Origin of the sequence: Psychromonas sp. MME2 (assembly GCF_040566515.1) — a bacterium.
Taxonomy (GTDB): domain Bacteria; phylum Pseudomonadota; class Gammaproteobacteria; order Enterobacterales; family Psychromonadaceae; genus Psychromonas.
Genome location: NZ_JBEWXI010000012.1, coordinates 514,574 through 532,360, shown reverse-complemented (window position 1 = coordinate 532,360; position 17,787 = coordinate 514,574). Strand labels below are relative to the sequence as shown.

The window sequence follows — 17,787 nt, the reverse complement described above, 5'->3', positions numbered from 1 at the left end:
ACTGATAGGTTATACGGACATGTAACAAAAAATATCTATTATAACTTCTGCAAGTTTTAATATAAAAACCTTCACATTATGATTTAAATTAATAATGTGTTGAAAGGATTCGATAATGAAGAAGATATTTACCTTAGGTTTGGTAATGGGTGCTATTAACGTACAAGCGGAAATAGCAGCTACACATATATACCATAATCATATGCCAAACTTTTGGCCTTATTACGATGTGACTAAATACGATGATCTACCCGTTGGAGCACCAATACGCTATACCTATGATGGTCAAGTCATCAATTTGAAAACTAACCCACCAGCTAATTACACCTTTTTTATTCCAGATAGCGGTGCGCCTATGCCACATGATGACCTTGTCGCATATTACTCGCATCATGCTAAAACAGGGGCCTATTTAAGCTGGCCTATGGATACCGCTTTAAATAATAAAAATAATCACCCTCTTAGCCAAACCCACGTGACAATGTCAGCTTCTGTCATAAACAATGTACAAAGCTTTGCCGAGCTTGGTAATTTGGATGGATATAATTTAGGTTGGGGAAATTACTGGAAAAATACTCAGAATAGCACCAAAACCGCCAACGGTCATAATGCACTCGATACTATTCATTTCGCTGGACACCACACAATGGGACCATTAGTCGGAAATGAATATTTCTTAAAAGATCTTATTTATCAAAATGTAACCTTGGCACAAGATTACTTTTTAGGAGATTCATTTAAATCTTCAAAAGGCTTCTTTCCTACAGAGTTAGGTTTTTCTGAACGTATTATCCCTGCTTTGACAAAATTGGGGATCGAGTGGTCAGTATTAGGTAATGTCCATTATTCTCGTACATTACGTGATTACCCATACCTGAATGACCCAGGTAAAGATACGCTTATCTCCCCTCCTAACCGAGCTGATTTACAAAATGAAAGTAACCTAGGAGACTGGGTTGAGTTACACATGTTTAATGAACAGCAAACGACTTTTAATAAGTTTCCATTTGCCTCTATTCCTCATTGGGTACAATACGTTGACCCCTCAACTGGCGAAGAACATACTGTTGCAGGTATTCCCGTAGAACAAGCAAGCTCATGGGAAGAAGGTTATCAAGGTAGTGTGACTGCCTCTGCATTGAAGCCATTTGAAGGTGAAGCAGGGACACTTGGCCGTAAACAATATTTTGTTATCGCACATGATGGAGATAACTCAGGAGGCCGCGCTGGCGATGGTGGAACTTGGGCATCATCTGGAAATATCACATACTCTGATGGCGGTGTAACTGGCATGGGAGTAGATGAATATTTACAAGCCAACCCAATCCCAGCTAATGATATTGTTCATGTTCAAGATGGTTCATGGATAGATACACGTGATTCATCCGCAGATCCAACTTGGTATCATTGGCATATTCCTATGGGTGTTTGGGATACTCAAATGAGTGCCTTCAACATGGCAAACGGTACCGACTTTACTGCAACACGCACACACATGGTTTCATTAGAACTCGGGTATCATTATTTAGAGCGTAATTTTGCATTGCTACAAGCTGCAGAGAATTATGCTAAAACAGCAGAACAAATATGGCTAGATGCAAACCCTAATCACTGGAAACCAACAACAGAGCGAGATCACCAGGTCACTTATGAAGGCAATCAACTCAACCCATGGATGATGTCTTATCCTGTTAAAGGGGATGAAAACAATAATTATGCGGGCGGAGCAAACCCTGCTGAGTTAAGTTGGTATTTCTTATTAGCATCGATTGATTCTGGTTTTGGTTATTACGATGAAAATGTCGATGATGGTGTTAAACCCACAGTCTCGTTTAATCAATCCTTAAGTTTCTCAATGCCATATGTTGACGCTAAGTTAGTAAAAGATAAAACAGGCCCTTCTGTTTGGTGGCCACAACGTTATCCTTATAATCCAGGTAGTGCAAATAGTAGTAAAGCAGAAGGTTGGGCAACAATCTATGCGGACACTACCTTTGCAATTTATACCTACGCATACGATGTCAGTGGCATAACCAACGTACAAGTTAAAGTCCGCGTCCATACTAACAAACGTGCCGATGCAAAAGATAAAACATTTAAACTATATAACCCAGAAGCTCATAGTGCCGACGCAAATGTCAATCCATCACGCGTTGGTGATTGGGAAACGGTTACCATGAAAGTTCGAGATTTATCACCTGATATCAATGGTGTTTCTTGGCAGCCTTCTGGTGAACGAATGTTTAGTGTTGTTCCTGCTCAAAAAATCGGTGATATGTATTACAGCTACTTTAATAAATACCAAGATCAATTATTGGATTATTATATAGAAGCAACCGATAGCAAAGGAAATGTTACACGTAGTGATATTCAACAGGTTTATGTCGGTACTGGTCGCTTTAAAAGTGAAGCTGGTCAAATTATTGAAGATATTAATGGTGATATAGCTGGTGAATCGCTTTTCTTTACTGCCAATGTTGTTCCTGGAAATAAAAGCCCTATCGCAGTTATAACACCAGCAAGTAAAGAAGTTGAAGCAGGCACTGTGGTTACATTAAGCGCGGCCGATTCAACTGATCCCGACGGAGAAATTGTTAGTTATATTTGGAGTACAGGTGAAACGGGAGTTAGTATCGATGTAACCGTTAATGAAAAAAGCACTTACACTGTCACTGTTACTGATGACAAAGGTGCATCAAGATTAGCTACCGTAACTTTAAAAATAATAGGTGAAAGTGTTAGCTCAACTATTTATTACAAAGATACTAATAGCTGGGGCAAAGTATGCTTCCATTATACGGTCGATGGCACTGTGACATGGACTGTTGCACCAGGTGTTGAAATGCTTAGTTTAGGCGAAAACTGGTATACCTATAGTGTTTCACTTGAAGACGATAATAAACTTGAATTTGTTACTAACAACTGTGCAGGCACATGGGATAATAATGGTGGTCAAAATTACTCGGTAGGTGAAGGCATCTGGCAGTTTAATGCAGGAGTCGTTAAATCTGGCACGCCTGAAGAGTTAAGCAACAACCAGCGACCTGTCGCGAAAATTAGTCAAGGCAGTCAAACTGTAGCTAAAGGAACAACACTAACACTTGATGCATCCACATCAAGCGATAGTGATGGTTCAATTGTTGATTATAGTTGGAGCACAGGAGCAAGTGGTGTCACCTTGCCAATTACAATCAATGAGACGCAAACCATTACCTTAACAGTCACTGACAATGAAGGGGCAACGAGTGTTACCTCAATTACATTAACTGTACCTGAAAACATCCCACCTATTGCTGTGATATCGCCTTCTAGCCAAACTGTTGAACAAGGTGAAGCTGTGACTTTATCTGCTACAAATTCAACGGATCAAGATGGCTCTATAGTGAGTTATCTATGGAGTAATGGTGCAACAACGCCAGAAATTACTGTGACTCTAGATATGACTACAACCTTTACGGTTACTATTACAGATAATGAAGGAGCTATTGCATCAACGGATGTTACTTTAACTATTGATAATGGTAATAACGCTAAAAACTTTGCACAATTGTACTTTAGAGGCACAGCAAACAACTGGTCAACCAGTGCAATGTCATTAGTTGCAGACAATACTTGGCAAATAACAGTTAACTTTGATGGCCAAACGGATCAGCGTTTCAAATTTGATCTTAATGGTGATTGGCAAAATAATTATGGCGATAGTAACCATGACGGCACTTTAGAGCAGTCTGGTGCAGACATTTACACATCTGTATCTGGTACCTATCTCATTGAGGTTAATGATTTGACCCTAGCCTACAAAATGGTAAAAATTGGTGATAACAATCCAATAACAGCTAAGAATTTTAACCAGCTATATTTCCGAGGAACCCCAAATAACTGGGCAGCGAGCGCAATGCTATTAGTTACGGACAATACTTGGGAGATAACTATAGATTTTAATGGTCAAACAGAACAACGTTACAAGTTCGATCTAAATGGTGATTGGTCAAACAATTATGGCGATAGTAATCAAGATGGCATTATTGAGCAATCAGGTGCAGATATTTACACTACACTAGCAGGACGATATGTGGTTCGTGTAAATGATTCGACATTAAATTACAGCATAACAGCAGTTGCAAATGACTAAAATAATTTGCTCATAACCAATGTTACAACAATAATACCAATCGGATTAAATTTGACATTGAATATTATGTAAAATAAAGAATGAGTTCTAGTTCTAGCGTAAGTGGATAATCATTTGCGCGACTCCAAACAAGAATCATTTTAACCAGCATAGTTACTCTAGCAATTTATCCGATTGGTATAATTTAATGCTCAATCGCTAAATACAATCATCAGCCAACCTCAAACATATTGAGATTATCTAAGAAATAAAAAAGGCGCTATCATTAAGCGCCTTTTAGTTTTATTTAATATATTACTTAATTAACTTAGCTTACCATGACACTGTTTATACTTTTTACCTGAACCACATGGACAAGGTTCGTTACGGCCAACTTTAGGCTGTTCTCTAACAAATGTTTCATGACTATCTGCCTGTTCATCACTTTGTGTTAGTTCACCATTGCTCGCTTGTGCATGTTGCATTTCAATTTTAGCCATAGCTTCTGCTTGTCTGCGTTGCTCTGCAATCGCATCAACCTCTTCCCTGCTTTGCACTTGCACTTTAGATAAAATCATAACCACATCGGTTTTTAAGTTATCCAACATAGCTAAGAACATTTCAAAGGATTCTCGTTTATACTCTTGTTTAGGATCTTTTTGTGCATAGCCACGTAAATGGATACCTTGACGCAGATGATCCATCGCAGCTAAATGCTCCTTCCACAGAGAATCGATCGTTTGCAACATAACAGATTTTTCAAATGAGGCGATGATCTCCTCTCCAACCAACTCTTTTTTAGCAGCGTAACTCTCTTTGGCATAAGTGAGAATATTTTCACGAATAGTCTCTTCTTGTAAATTAGCATCATCGACAAGCCACTGTTGAACCGGAAGATTGATTAAAAAGTCATTTTTAAGGCGTAGCTCTAACCCTCAAGATCCCACTGTTCTGTTAGCGAGTTTTGTGGCACATATTCATCAATAATACGATTAAATACATCCCCCAAATTTGCTCAATTGTTTCACCAATATCATCGCTATCCATCACGCCATTACGCTGTTGATATACTATTTTACGTTGATCGTTAGCCACGTCATCGTAATCTAATAATGACTTACGCATATCAAAGTTACGCCCTTCAACTTTACGTTGTGCATTTTCAATAGCACGCGTAACCCAAGGATGTTCAATGGCTTCGCCATTTTCCATGCCCATTTTTTTCATCATATTGGAGACTTTTTCTGAAGCAAAAATTCGCATCAAAGAATCTTCCATCGAGAGATAAAAACGGCTCTCCCCAGGATCACCCTGACGCCCTGCTCGCCCCCGTAACTGGTTATCAATACGGCGCGACTCATGGCGTTCAGTACCAACAATGTAAAGCCCACCGGCTTCTAGCACCATTTTGTGCTCAGCTTTCCACTTTTCAGTCTCTGCTTCTATTTGCTCAGTTGTCAATTCACCTAATTTTGCAAGGCGAGCCTGCAAATTACCACCTAAAACGATGTCAGTACCACGACCAGCCATATTAGTTGCAATCGTCACAACACCTAAAGCACCGGCATTGGCAATAATATCCGCTTCTTTTGCATGGAATTTGGCATTCAAAACACTATGTTTTATCTTCGCTTTATCCATTAAGTTTGACAAAAGTTCGGAGTTTTCGATAGAGACGGTGCCAATCAAAACAGGCTGACGACGCTCTACACGCGTTTTAATATCAGCTACAATTGCTTGATACTTTTCTTCATCGGTTAGATAAACTAAATCACCACCATCTTTACGGATCATCGGTTTATTAGTCGGTAATACAATGGTTTCTAAACCATAAATAGATTGAAACTCAAAAGCTTCAGTATCCGCAGTACCAGTCATGCCGGCTAGTTTTTTATATAAACGGAAGAAATTTTGGAAAGTAATAGAGGCTAATGTTTGATTCTCATTTTGAATTTTTACACCTTCTTTCGCTTCAACGGCTTGGTGTAAGCCTTCTGACCAACGACGACCAGGCATGGTACGCCCAGTATGTTCATCAACGATGACCACTTCACCTTGATCATTGACAATATATTCGACATCTTTTTCAAAGAGTGTATGAGCACGTAATGCAGCATTTACATGGTGCAATAAACTAATACTCGCAGCAGCATACAATGATTGATTTTCTTCTAATAAACCACGCTCTTGTAAAATTTTCTCTACTTTTTCTTGACCACGTTCTGTTAATAAAACTTGCTTGCTTTTTTCATCAACGGTGTAATCCCCTTCTCCAATATATTCCTCAGTATCTTCTTTATCTTGCTTACTAAGTAATGGAATAACCGTATTTAATTGTGTATAAAGCGAAGAGTCGCCATCAGTTGGGCCTGAAATGATTAATGGTGTCCGAGCTTCATCAATTAAAATAGAATCGACTTCATCGATAATAGCATAATGCAATGGACGCATAACACGTTGCTGAACCTCAAAGGCCATATTATCGCGAAGGTAATCAAAGCCAAATTCATTGTTAGTACCATAGGTAATATCAGCTGCATAGGCTGCTCGTTTTTGTTCAGGCGTCAGGCCCGCGATATTAATACCAACGGTTAAACCTAAAAATTCAAATAATTTTGCATTCCATTGAGCATCACGTTGTGCCAAATAATCATTGACGGTAATAATATGTACCCCTTTACCCGTCAACGCATTCAAATAAGCAGGTAAGGTTGCCGTTAGCGTTTTACCTTCACCAGTACGCATTTCTGCAATTTTATTTTCATTTAAGACCATTCCGCCAATAAGTTGCACATCAAAATGACGCATCCCAAACACACGCTCAGAAGCGCTACGAACGACAGCAAAAGCTTCCACAAGGACATCATCAATGCTCTCTCCGGCTGCAATACGCTCTTGAAATTCAACCGTTTTAGCTTTTAGTTCTTGATCCGATAATGATTGTATTTCCGGTTCAATTTTATTTATTTCATTAACAATTTTACGGAGTTGTTTGATATAACGGTCGTTACGACTGCCTATTATTTTTGTTATTAGCTGTGTGATCATTTTATTTTTCTCATAGTTTAAAAATTAGTTTAAATTAAATTTTTGCAAAGTTAGAAATATCAACCAGTCGTTCTTTGTATATAATAATTTGGATTGATTCTCATCCCATTTCTTAATACTTCATAATGCACATGAGGCCCCGTAGAACGTCCTGTACTCCCCATCACCGCAATGATGTCCCCTTTTTTAACAACATCCCCAATATTTACCTTTAACTTTTTAGCATGCGCATAACGTGTTACCAAGCCATTACCGTGCTGGATCTCAACCATAAACCCATAACCACTTTTTTTCCCAGAATCAGTCACAACACCCGCTGCGGTGGCGATAATTGGCATACCACTATACCCGGCAATATCAACACCTTTATGCCGAGTCATTCTTCCGGTAAAAGGATCTTTGCGAGTACCAAAGGGAGAAGATATCCATGAGCCTTTCCCTTTGACTGGGCGGCCAGAAATATACAGTTGCTTAGTGAGATTGAGATTGTTTAAGGCGATTTCAAGACGTACAAGCTGCTTTTGTTGATTTTCGAGATGTAGCTCAATATTTTCAATGTATTCCAACAGGGGAACAAACTGAGAACTTTGCCCGACTGGATCTATATTTGGGCCGCCAATAGGCAAAGAGGTATCAAAATCAAATTCCTTTTTGGGTAAATTCGATTTATCAATAACACGCTCCCCCAATGCATTTAAGCGATTAATTTGTGCTTCTACATTCGCTATTTTATCAGCTAATACGCCAATCTTCTCATTACTTTGTGCTTCAATGAGCGCTAGATATTGATCTTTACTAACATCTCGATTATTTGTTGCACTTAATTTAAATTGATTTAATTGGCTTTGGTAATAAGATTGTATAAACCAAGCACATCCTATTAATAAGGTGACAAAAAGAAGAAAACTCACCAGAATTCTATTTTTTGTAAACGAAAACGAGTGATTCGTTTCCTCCTTTGAATAGATAATCGTTATACTCATAATACTTAAAATCACTGTTGATGAATTAAATGAATAGAACCCGACAACCTAAAGCTATTTCTTTGCTTTTGCAAAAAAGTAACCTAAAGCCTGACACGAGCCTAATCACGAAGCTCAATAGTTTACTACAAAGCTATTTGAAACAACATAATATAGAAGGCTGTCGAGTAGCTTATTTACAAAATGCGAGCTTGCTTATAGAAATCCCCACCGCAACGTGGTTAATTCGCTTACAATTTATGCGCAGTGAGTTACTTAGCGTAATGCGTCAGGAGATACCCGGTCTTCTTGAGATAAAAATAAAAGTAAACCCTAATCTGACCACGAGCGTAACAAACAACACTAAAAAACGTCACAGGCCCATTAAACGCGCCAGTAAAATGCCGCACGATGTGGCACTATCATTTATAGCGATGGCTGATAATGCAGAACCTGAGCTACAGGCTGCATTGCGCTCACTAGCAAGCTATAGCCAAGATAAATAAAAGGGACTAAAAAGCCCCTTTTATTTTACATTGAGATTTTATAACAACGCAGATTATTGCTGATTGGTGCTATTTTCCTTGCCCTACAGAGCGCTAGCGCCTGACAAAGATATTTCGACCATTCAATCAATTTAATTTGAATGCAACATACTATTAAGTTCTACCGCACTCTTATTAGCTAAACATTCAATTTGTCCAGTCATTGAGTTACGACGGAATAATAAGTCATCCTTATTAGCGAGCTCTCTTGCTTTCGCAAATCCAGCTTCTTTCCCTTCTTTATCTAATAATTTAATTTTTGAGCCCGCTGTCACGTATAAACCAGATTCAATGGTACAGCGATTTCCAAGCGGTATACCTAACCGGCATTGGCACCCAGCAGGCTATTTTCACCAATCGAAATAACCATTTTACCACCACCACTTAACGTACCCATAATGGAAGCACCACCACCAATATCACTTCCTTCGCCAACCATTACGCCAGCCGAAATTCGCCCTTCAACCATACTTACGCCGGTTGTACCTGCATTAAAGTTAATAAAACCTTCATGCATTACCGTTGTACCCTCACCAACATGTGCACCTAAACGAACCCGTGATGTATCCGCAATACGCACACCTGACGGTACAATGTAATCAACCATTTTAGGGAATTTATCAACACAATCAACGGTAATAACTTCTCCATTTAGACGAGCAGCAATTTGACGATCTGCTAACTCAGGTAGATCAATCGCACCTTTGTTTGTCCAAGCAATATTGTGCAATATGCCAAAAATGCCATCTAAAACGATACCATGAGGTTTCACCAGACGATGTGAAATCAATTGTAATTTAAGATAACCTTGAGCTACGGTAGTGGGGGCTTAATCGGTTTCAAGAATAACCAAGATCAATGGCTGTGCCGATTTTGCAGCCGCAATTGCAAAATCCGCATTTTTAGTATCATTTACACCATTAAAAGCAGCCGCTAGTTGCTCTGCTAATTGCGCCGTTATAGTAAACTCTTTATTACCATTATCATAGCCAACTAGGGCAGCAATAACGGCAACAAGATCATCACTTGGATTTAGTAGAGGATTTGGAAAAAATGCTTCTATAATCTTCTGATCACGATTTTTAGTAGCGCTGCCAAAAGCAAGTGCAAATGTAGACATGAATTAACTCCATTTTTTAAATTCGAAATATGACAAAATAGTTATAACTGCCATAATAAAGAAGCAGATCACAGATTTAAAGGGATAAATGCAAAACAAAACAATTAATTGTTAAATTTCATTAAATCAATTTAATTTGTGTACAGACCTTTTACGCCTAACTAGAGAAGTAAGGAATATAAATAGCAAATCTATGGTTAATGTCACAGATAGTGCAAAGGCAATACCTACTGTTATAGCCTCTTTATTTAAGGCAATTTCAGCGCGATAATTATCCTCTGTTTCTAAAAACAACGGATGATTCACTTCCCCAAGGAGGTAGAACAAGCGTGAAACTAACGAACCTTGTAAGGCGTTTTGTTGGTTTTTTAAATAGGAGACTCGCGCTACCAATTCTTCAACAATAGAAGCTTCTGCTTCAAATAACGCAACACTACTCTGTTGATGCTTTTTAATTAAGGCATTGATATCACCTGCAAAAAAAATCTGCGAGTGCTTGATATTTAACTAATTGACCTTCTGCTTCCAGTAAGTGTGCATCTAAACGTGTTTCATACTGGGCAAGAAAATTAGGTAGTTGTATCGCTAATAACAGCGAAGAGACAAACACTAGCTTCAGGCTATAGGATCTAATCAGGCGAATCAGCACTTATTTAAATCCTCTAATTTTACGTAATGTTTCATAGGCACGTTGAATATCTTGCGTTTTCTCCTTTGCCATCGTCATCATCTCTTCAGGTAAACCTTTCGATGCGAGCTTATCAGGGTGATGTTGAACTCATTAACTTGCGATAAGCACGCTTAACCTCTTTATCTGTTGCACTACTCTCAATCCCCAACACTTTATAGGAATCCTCTTCGCTCGCCCCTTGATTTTGCTGGGTATTATGAAAATGCTGTTGGCCTTCAAACATCTGTAATAAACGGTCTAGTTCAAAATGAGAAAAACCTAAATGTTCGGCGATAATATAAAGAATTTCTTTCTCTTTGTGGTGAAACTCACCATCTGAATAAGCGGCCTGTATTTGAATTCCCAAAAACATCTGCAAAACATTGCGATCACCACGAACCATTTGCACAAATTCAGTTAATTTTTCTTTTAACGGAAAATGACAATCTTTACCCGCTGCAAATGACTTTTGAGCTTGTGCACGAGCCGCCCCCTGCAACCGCATTTGATCCATGTACGCGGTCGCAATTTGAATATCTGTTTCAGTGACCTGACCTTTCGCTTTTGCAAGATGCCCCATCACGGAAAAAGTCGTGTCAAAGAAATTTTTCTGTCTCTCTTGGCTACTAGCCATATTCGCAAATAAGCCATTTTGAATATTAAAATTCATGGTCATAGCGCGATCAAAACGATGGCCAAGCCAAATACCCAGTAGCATACCAACCACACCACCGAACATAAAACCAAAAAAACCACCTAGTATTTTTCCCCAAATACGCATAACGGTAAAACCTTATAAATGATAGAGAGTAAAAAAATCATCGCTATTTTGACTAAGTATTAACAATTTGGCTAATTTTTTACGCAAAATAGTGAAATTTAACCTATTAATAGAGAACAAAGATTGGAGCAAGATAAAGTTTGCTCTATCATAGCCCCCCAATCTTTGAGATATTTTCGCTTTGTGTATTCAGCGTCCAAGCTACTTATTGTGAGTTGTAAATGTTAAAACTTTTCCCTCTACTGATTATTTTTCTACCTGCATCTTTGGCATATGCCCAGCAGCCAAGTAATACCAATCAATCAATCAGCCAAACAAACTTGAGTACACGTGACAAAAATGTTTTCTTTGCTCAATGTTACCGCATGGTTCCCCCTATAATTAAAGATACTAACCCTTTGTCTAGCCAAGAAACACCGGTCAATATTAACGCCCGTCAAGCGTTTGGTTATTCCGATAAATACTTATACCAAGATGAAGTGACCCTAACACAGGGGGATAAGTTTTTAGCCGCAGATAAATTAACCTATCTAAAAAATGAAAATACAATCACTGCTGAGGGCGATGTAAACTATGTCGATGGAGGTGTTACACTTTACTCTGATAAGATTGAATCACAATTAGAAACGAAGCAAGCAACTTTATACAATGCTGATTATCAATTTCACGGTCAAGGAGGGCGAGGAAAAGCAGAGCGCATTTATGATAATGGGTTAAATCTCTATGAATTTAACAATTCAACTTACAGTGCTTGCCCACCAGAAGACAATACATGGGCACTTGATACAAGCACTCTATATATTGATAATGAAAATGATATGGGCACCGCCTATAATGCGGTTCTACGAGTGAAAGATGTTCCCGTGTTCTATTTTCCCTATATAAGTTATCCCATATCAGATAAGCGTAAAACGGGATTATTGCTACCCAATTATGAAATATCTGAAACCAATGGCTTTACTGTTACTCAACCTTTATATATCAATATTGCACCGAACATGGATGCCACAATTACACCGACATATATGACTGATCGCGGTACACTACTGGCGACGGAATATCGTTACCTATTTGATTTTGGTACAGGTACACTACATGCAGAAAACCTCAGTAATGATAGGATCCGTGATGATTCACGCTACCTTTACCATTTTGACCATGCTGGTAATTTTGCTAAAAATTGGCATTTTAGCGCCGATTATACCAAAGTCAGTGACGACTATTACTTCAGTGATATTAATACCAATTACGGGACTCAGAGTGATAACCAATTATTACAGACAGGAAAAATAAGCTATCGCGAAAGTAACTGGAATAGCGAATTAGAGGTGCGAAAATTTCAAATATTAGGAAACGGTGACACCCCGCACATCGTAGAGCCTAAACTCGCTTTTAGCGCATATCAGCCGATCGATTGGCAAAATTTACAATTTGATTGGTATTCAGAAATGACAAAATTTGACCATAATGATGATGATGTTTATCCGGCTCTCGTGTTCATCTCGAGCCGACACTCACCTTACCGCTTTATTACAATTCAATGTTTATCAACACAGAATTAAAGTATATGGCTACGTTCTATAACCAAGATTTACCACAGAGCAATAAAGAAACTTGGTATAATGAGCTAGATGATAATGTCAATCGCTATATTCCCTCTTTTAAAGTTAACTCGGGAATCAACTTTGAGCGTTATTTTAGTGCTTTTGGTGGGCAATATAAACAAACACTGGTACCACAAATTCAATATTTATATGTGCCTTATAAAAATCAAGACAATATTGGTATTTATGATTCAACTAAAATGCAACTCGATTATTACGGACTATTTCGCGATAACCGCTATTCAGGTTATGATCGTATTGCTGATGCCAATCAAATCACAGTCGGGGTGTCGAGCAGTTTTTTAAATCCACAGGGTGAGCAAAAAATGCGCTTTGCAATCGGGCAAAATTATTATTTCGATCCATCGAAGACCAGATTGCCAGAAGAAAAATCATCATCAAAAACTGCAAATCGTTCATCTATTATTGGTGAATTTGATATCAACTTTGATGACCAATATTTTTTCCACTCCGGAGTAGTTTGGAATGCCGATGACAATATCATTGATAAAGCCAATGCAACGTTTGAAAAACGTTGGCTGTACGATACCTATGCACAACTAAACTACCGCTATATTGCCAAACCTAAAAATGATGACCGCTTTGATGAAGTCGCAGGTATCGTTAAACAACTCGGTAGTAAGGTAAACTGGGCAATTAACAGCCAATGGAGTACCTTTGCCAGCTATTACTATGATTTTGAATATAATCATATTTTTGAACAAATCGTCGGTATAAAATATCAATCTTGTTGTTGGGCTTTCGGAATAACTTATGATAACCACATGCTACCTTACTACGGGAGCTTAGACACTATTGGTGAAGATTATGAAACCGAACAGACGATTAGTTTTACTTTTGAGTTAATGGGATTAGGTGGTGCAGGAGATAGCGACACTAGTGATGGGCTGTTCAATTATGGTCGCCCTTTTTACTTACAATAACGGAAAAAAAATGAAAATAATAAAAAATTTAGCTTTAGCATTATCTTGCTCAATATTAACCATTCCTGCTGTTTTAGCCAAGGAAGTACAAGTTGATCGCATTGAAGCTATTGTTAATCAAGAGGTCATTTTAGAAAGTGATGTTAAACGCATGCGCTTATCTGTTCATAAGCATTATAAAAATGAACAAGCCGCGATGCCCTCTGATCAAGAATTACAAAAACAAATTATAGATAAGCTGATTGATGATCGCTTGCAACTGCAAATTGCCGAACGTATCGGCCTACGTATCAATGATGCTCAACTTGACCAAACTATCCAAGAAATAACAAAGGAACAAGGGCTGACAGTCGCACAATTACAGGCAAAGCTCGAAAAGGAAGGTGAAAGTTATAGCGCTTTTGTTGATGATGTTCGTCAAGAGTTAACGATCAATGAAGTTCGTCAAATGCAGGTTCGCCGTCGAATTAATATTTCAGATCAAGAAGTAAACCAAATGGTTGAAAAACTTAACGAGCATGGAGAAAAAAATACGCAATTTAAATTTGTTCATATTATGCTACGAATGAGCTCAAATGCTTCCGTTGAGGAAGAAAAAACGCTCACCAAACAAGCTAATGAGTTGATCTCTCGCATTAAAAATGGCGAAGATATGTCCAACCTTGCGGTGAAATATTCACAGGGACCGAGAGCGCTCGAAGGGGGACATTGGGACTGGCGAACAATTAATGAAATTCCAACTCTATTTGCTGATTCCTTTGATGATATTAAAACCAAAAAAGGCAATATTATCGGCCCCATTCGCAGTAATATGGGGTTACATATCATTGAAGTTGTCGATAAAAAAGGTTCATCTAATGTTATTACCACCGAGGTTAATGCTCGTCATATCTTAATTAAATCCAATATCATTCTCAGTGATGAAAAAGCTAAGGAGCTGTTAACTCAATACCGTCAGGAAATTATTGATGGTAAAGCAAGCTTTGCCCAATTAGCCAGAGAGTATTCACAGGATCCAGGGTCAGCAATCAAAGGAGGAGATCTAGGTTGGTCTAATCCAAGTATGTATGTTCCTGAGTTTAGAGATTTAGCATTATCACTACCGATTGACAAGATCAGTCAACCCTTTAAAACAATGCATGGCTGGCATATTCTTGAAGTAATGAATAGACGAGATTCTGACACCACAGAACAAGCGACCAAACAAAAAGCCTACTCAATTATATATAGACAACGCTTCCCTGCCGAAGCCGCCGTTTGGCTCAATGAATTACGTGAAGAAGCTTATATAAAAATTATGGATCCAGATTATATGATTAAGGCTGTAAAATGATTAATCGTATCGTCATTACCGCAGGAGAGCCAAGCGGCATTGGCCCAGATTTAATTTTACAACTGGCTCAACAAGCGTGGCCAGTACAATTAGTTATTTGTACTGACAAAGCGTTATTAATAGACCGTGCCAAGGCTCTTAATGTAGATGTTAAGTTAATTGATTATGACGCAAATCAAGCAGCATATGCATCACAGCAAGGAACATTGACCGTTGCCCATATAGGCTTAGCAGCAAGATCATTACCCGGTCAACTTAACGTAGAAAATGGACAATTTGTTTTAGATACACTCACATTTGCGAGTCAAGGCTGTTTATCAGGTGAATTTTCCGCGGTAGTGACTGCACCTGTTCATAAAGGAATCATCAATGATGCAGGTTTCTCCTTTAGCGGCCACACCGAATTTTTTGCTGAGCAAGCTGATGTGGATCTTGTAGTTATGATGCTTGCCACTACAGGGCTAAAAGTCGCATTAGTTACCACTCACTTACCATTGAAAGATGTACCTAATGCCATCACCGAAACACGTCTATCTGAAGTAATTACTATTTTAGATGCAGAATTAAAACAAAAATATGGGATTGATAATCCACGAATATACGTCTGTGGATTAAATCCTCACGCCGGTGAAAGTGGACACATGGGTAGAGAAGAGATCGATACCATCATTCCAACATTGGATAAATTACGCAGAAAAAATATAGATTTAGTTGGACCTTTACCCGCAGATACACTTTTTCAAGAAAAATATCTGCAGGATGCTGATGCCGTTTTGGCTATGTATCATGATCAAGGTTTACCTGTTTTAAAATATAAAGGCTTTGGCAAATCGGTCAATATTACCCTAGGACTCCCGTTTATTCGAACATCTGTCGACCATGGTACAGCGTTAGATCTTGCTGGAACAGGCCAAGCTGATGCTGGTAGCCTCTTGTGTGCGGTCAATGAAGCAATCACAATGAGTCACAGTCAACAAAAAGATAAAAGTTAAGGCATATAAATATGAATGACAAAACCCATTTAGGGCATACGGCGCGAAAACGTTTCGGGCAAAACTTCTTACATGATGATTATATTATTGATTCGATTGTTGCAGCCATTGCCCCACAGGCTGATGATAATATCGTCGAAATTGGCCCCGGTTTAGGCGCATTAACCGAACCTGTTGCCGCTAAAGTCAACTGCTTAAATGTGGTCGAACTCGACCGTGATCTGGCGATTAGACTTGAACAACACCCTATATTAAGCAAAAAATTAAAAATTACCCAAGCAGATGCGATGCAATTCGATTTTGGCCAACTTGCCCAAGAGGGTAAACAATTGCGCGTCTTTGGTAATCTACCCTATAACATATCAACACCATTAATGTTTCATCTTTTTGAGTATGCCAATAAAATAAAAGATATGCATTTTATGCTACAAAAAGAAGTGGTTAACCGTCTTTGTGCGGGTCCAAATAGCAAGGCATACGGTCGTCTAACCGTTATGGCTCAATATTACTGCCGTATTATTCCCGTACTTGAAGTGCCACCGACAGCGTTTAAACCAGCCCCAAAAGTTGATTCAGCAGTAGTGCGTCTTGAGCCCTACGACACACCACCTTTCATCGCTAATAGCATGAAAACACTCAATCAAGTCTGTTCTATGGCCTTTAATCAACGTCGTAAAACTATTCGCAACTGCCTGCGCGACATACTCTCGGTCGAACAGATGCAGGAGATAGGTATTGACGCAACGAAACGTGCGGAAAATATTAGCGTTGAAGAGTATGTAAAAATCGCTAATTATGTTAATGATTTAAAAGCAGGGCAATAGATGGCCACCTATATTATTGGTGATATCCAAGGTTGCTATGATGAACTAAAGTCTTTACTTAAACTGGTTCAGTTTTCACCTAAACAAGATGAGCTTTGGATAACGGGTGATATTATAGCTCGCGGACCTAAGTCATTAAAAACATTACGTTTTATTAAAAACCTTGGCCCTTGTGCCAAGGTGGTATTAGGCAATCATGACCTACATTTACTGGCAATTGATCAAGGCATTCATAGCAGTAATAAGAAAGATAAACTATCTGGATTATTAAAAGCGCATGACCGTAATGAACTACTAAATTGGTTGCGTATGCAGCCTCTCTTGCTTCGTCACCCTGAATTTAACTTCATCATGGTGCACGCGGGTATTTCACCACAATGGACGCTCACAGAAGCTGAACAACTGGCACAGGAAGTTGAGCAGCAATTACGTAGTGACCATTACCCACAATTTCTAAAAGAGATGTATGGTAATCAACCACAAAGCTGGTCACCGGATCTACAGGGAATTGACCGCTTACGTTTTGCAGTTAATGTATTTACACGTATGCGCTACTGTTTTGCAGATGGCTCCTTAGACTTTGGCTGTAAACTAGCCCCACAACAAATAGAGGATAAGAATCAACTTGTTCCTTGGTTTGAGGTAGAAACTTTAGATAAACGCTGTGAAATCGTTTTTGGTCATTGGGCTGCGCTATTAGGTAAAACCAATAAACCCGGAATTTATGGCTTAGATACAGGCTGTGTTTGGGGGAATAGTTTAACCATGCTGCGCTGGCAAGATAAAAAAATATTTTCTCTCTCTTGCCCAGTCTATAGTAGCTAATACCTTTAATTAGATAACCTATTTATGG

At 38.7% G+C, this 17,787-nt stretch carries 12 protein-coding genes and 3 pseudogenes; 8 read left to right on the top strand and 7 right to left on the bottom strand.

The genetic code is table 11. The annotated features are described in order from the left end of the window. The first annotated feature begins 115 nt into the window (after positions 1 to 115). Entirely contained in the window at positions 116 to 4,132 is a 4,017-nt protein-coding gene (locus AB1A03_RS12980) for a PKD domain-containing protein (RefSeq protein ID WP_354625052.1), read from the top strand. 302 nt (positions 4,133 to 4,434) lie between these two features. Here AB1A03_RS12980 and secA read toward each other — a convergent pair. Beyond that, positions 4,435 to 7,159 (bottom strand): annotated as a pseudogene (gene secA, locus AB1A03_RS12975) (preprotein translocase subunit SecA). A gap of 59 nt (positions 7,160 to 7,218) precedes the next feature. After that, positions 7,219 to 8,070, bottom strand: a complete 852-nt coding sequence (locus AB1A03_RS12970) for a M23 family metallopeptidase (protein WP_354625051.1) — start codon at positions 8,068 to 8,070, stop codon at positions 7,219 to 7,221. Between the two features lie 101 nt (positions 8,071 to 8,171). Between AB1A03_RS12970 and AB1A03_RS12965 the strand changes: the two genes are divergently transcribed. Beyond that, positions 8,172 to 8,627: a DciA family protein gene (locus AB1A03_RS12965; RefSeq protein ID WP_354625049.1), complete on the top strand. Its 456-nt coding sequence runs from the start codon at positions 8,172 to 8,174 to the stop codon at positions 8,625 to 8,627. Between the two features lie 131 nt (positions 8,628 to 8,758). On the opposite strand, the gene AB1A03_RS12960 is transcribed toward AB1A03_RS12965, so the two are convergent. From AB1A03_RS12960 to djlA, 5 genes and pseudogenes are all read right to left on the bottom strand, one after another. After that, the gene (locus tag AB1A03_RS12960) at positions 8,759 to 8,941 is read right to left on the bottom strand and encodes an LbetaH domain-containing protein (protein WP_354625048.1); all 183 of its coding nucleotides are present in this window, start codon (positions 8,939 to 8,941) and stop codon (positions 8,759 to 8,761) included. Between the two features lie 44 nt (positions 8,942 to 8,985). Further along, positions 8,986 to 9,456, bottom strand: coding sequence for a 2,3,4,5-tetrahydropyridine-2,6-dicarboxylate N-succinyltransferase (locus AB1A03_RS12955; protein ID WP_354625047.1), 471 nt, complete (start codon positions 9,454 to 9,456; stop codon positions 8,986 to 8,988). A gap of 39 nt (positions 9,457 to 9,495) precedes the next feature. Beyond that, the gene (locus AB1A03_RS12950; protein ID WP_354625046.1) at positions 9,496 to 9,786 is read right to left on the bottom strand and encodes a hypothetical protein; all 291 of its coding nucleotides are present in this window, start codon (positions 9,784 to 9,786) and stop codon (positions 9,496 to 9,498) included. Between the two features lie 126 nt (positions 9,787 to 9,912). Beyond that, positions 9,913 to 10,396: pseudogene (locus AB1A03_RS12945) on the bottom strand (DUF2937 family protein). Between the two features lie 39 nt (positions 10,397 to 10,435). Next, positions 10,436 to 11,237: pseudogene (gene djlA / locus AB1A03_RS12940) on the bottom strand (co-chaperone DjlA). A gap of 221 nt (positions 11,238 to 11,458) precedes the next feature. Between djlA and AB1A03_RS12935 the strand changes: the two are divergent. The 6 genes from AB1A03_RS12935 to AB1A03_RS12910 are packed head-to-tail and all read left to right on the top strand — an operon-like array spanning position 11,459 to position 17,759. Beyond that, positions 11,459 to 12,799, top strand: a complete 1,341-nt coding sequence (locus AB1A03_RS12935) for an LPS-assembly protein LptD (protein ID WP_354625045.1) — start codon at positions 11,459 to 11,461, stop codon at positions 12,797 to 12,799. Continuing rightward, complete coding sequence (lptD, locus tag AB1A03_RS12930; protein ID WP_354625044.1) at positions 12,778 to 13,785, top strand: LPS assembly protein LptD; 1,008 nt, start codon at positions 12,778 to 12,780, stop codon at positions 13,783 to 13,785. The genes AB1A03_RS12935 and lptD overlap by 22 nt, the downstream gene beginning before the upstream one ends. Before the next feature lie 10 nt (positions 13,786 to 13,795). Further along, positions 13,796 to 15,118 (top strand): peptidylprolyl isomerase SurA, encoded by a 1,323-nt coding sequence (gene surA / locus AB1A03_RS12925; RefSeq protein WP_354625043.1) that lies wholly within the window; start codon positions 13,796 to 13,798, stop codon positions 15,116 to 15,118. Further along, entirely contained in the window at positions 15,115 to 16,110 is a 996-nt protein-coding gene (gene pdxA, locus AB1A03_RS12920; protein ID WP_354625042.1) for a 4-hydroxythreonine-4-phosphate dehydrogenase PdxA, read from the top strand. Before surA ends, pdxA begins: the two co-directional genes overlap by 4 nt. Positions 16,111 to 16,121: 11 nt before the next feature. Then, the gene (rsmA, locus tag AB1A03_RS12915; protein WP_354625041.1) at positions 16,122 to 16,934 is read left to right on the top strand and encodes a 16S rRNA (adenine(1518)-N(6)/adenine(1519)-N(6))-dimethyltransferase RsmA; all 813 of its coding nucleotides are present in this window, start codon (positions 16,122 to 16,124) and stop codon (positions 16,932 to 16,934) included. Further along, positions 16,935 to 17,759: a symmetrical bis(5'-nucleosyl)-tetraphosphatase gene (locus AB1A03_RS12910; RefSeq protein ID WP_354625040.1), complete on the top strand. Its 825-nt coding sequence runs from the start codon at positions 16,935 to 16,937 to the stop codon at positions 17,757 to 17,759. It begins immediately after the preceding gene. Positions 17,760 to 17,787 lie beyond the last annotated feature (28 nt).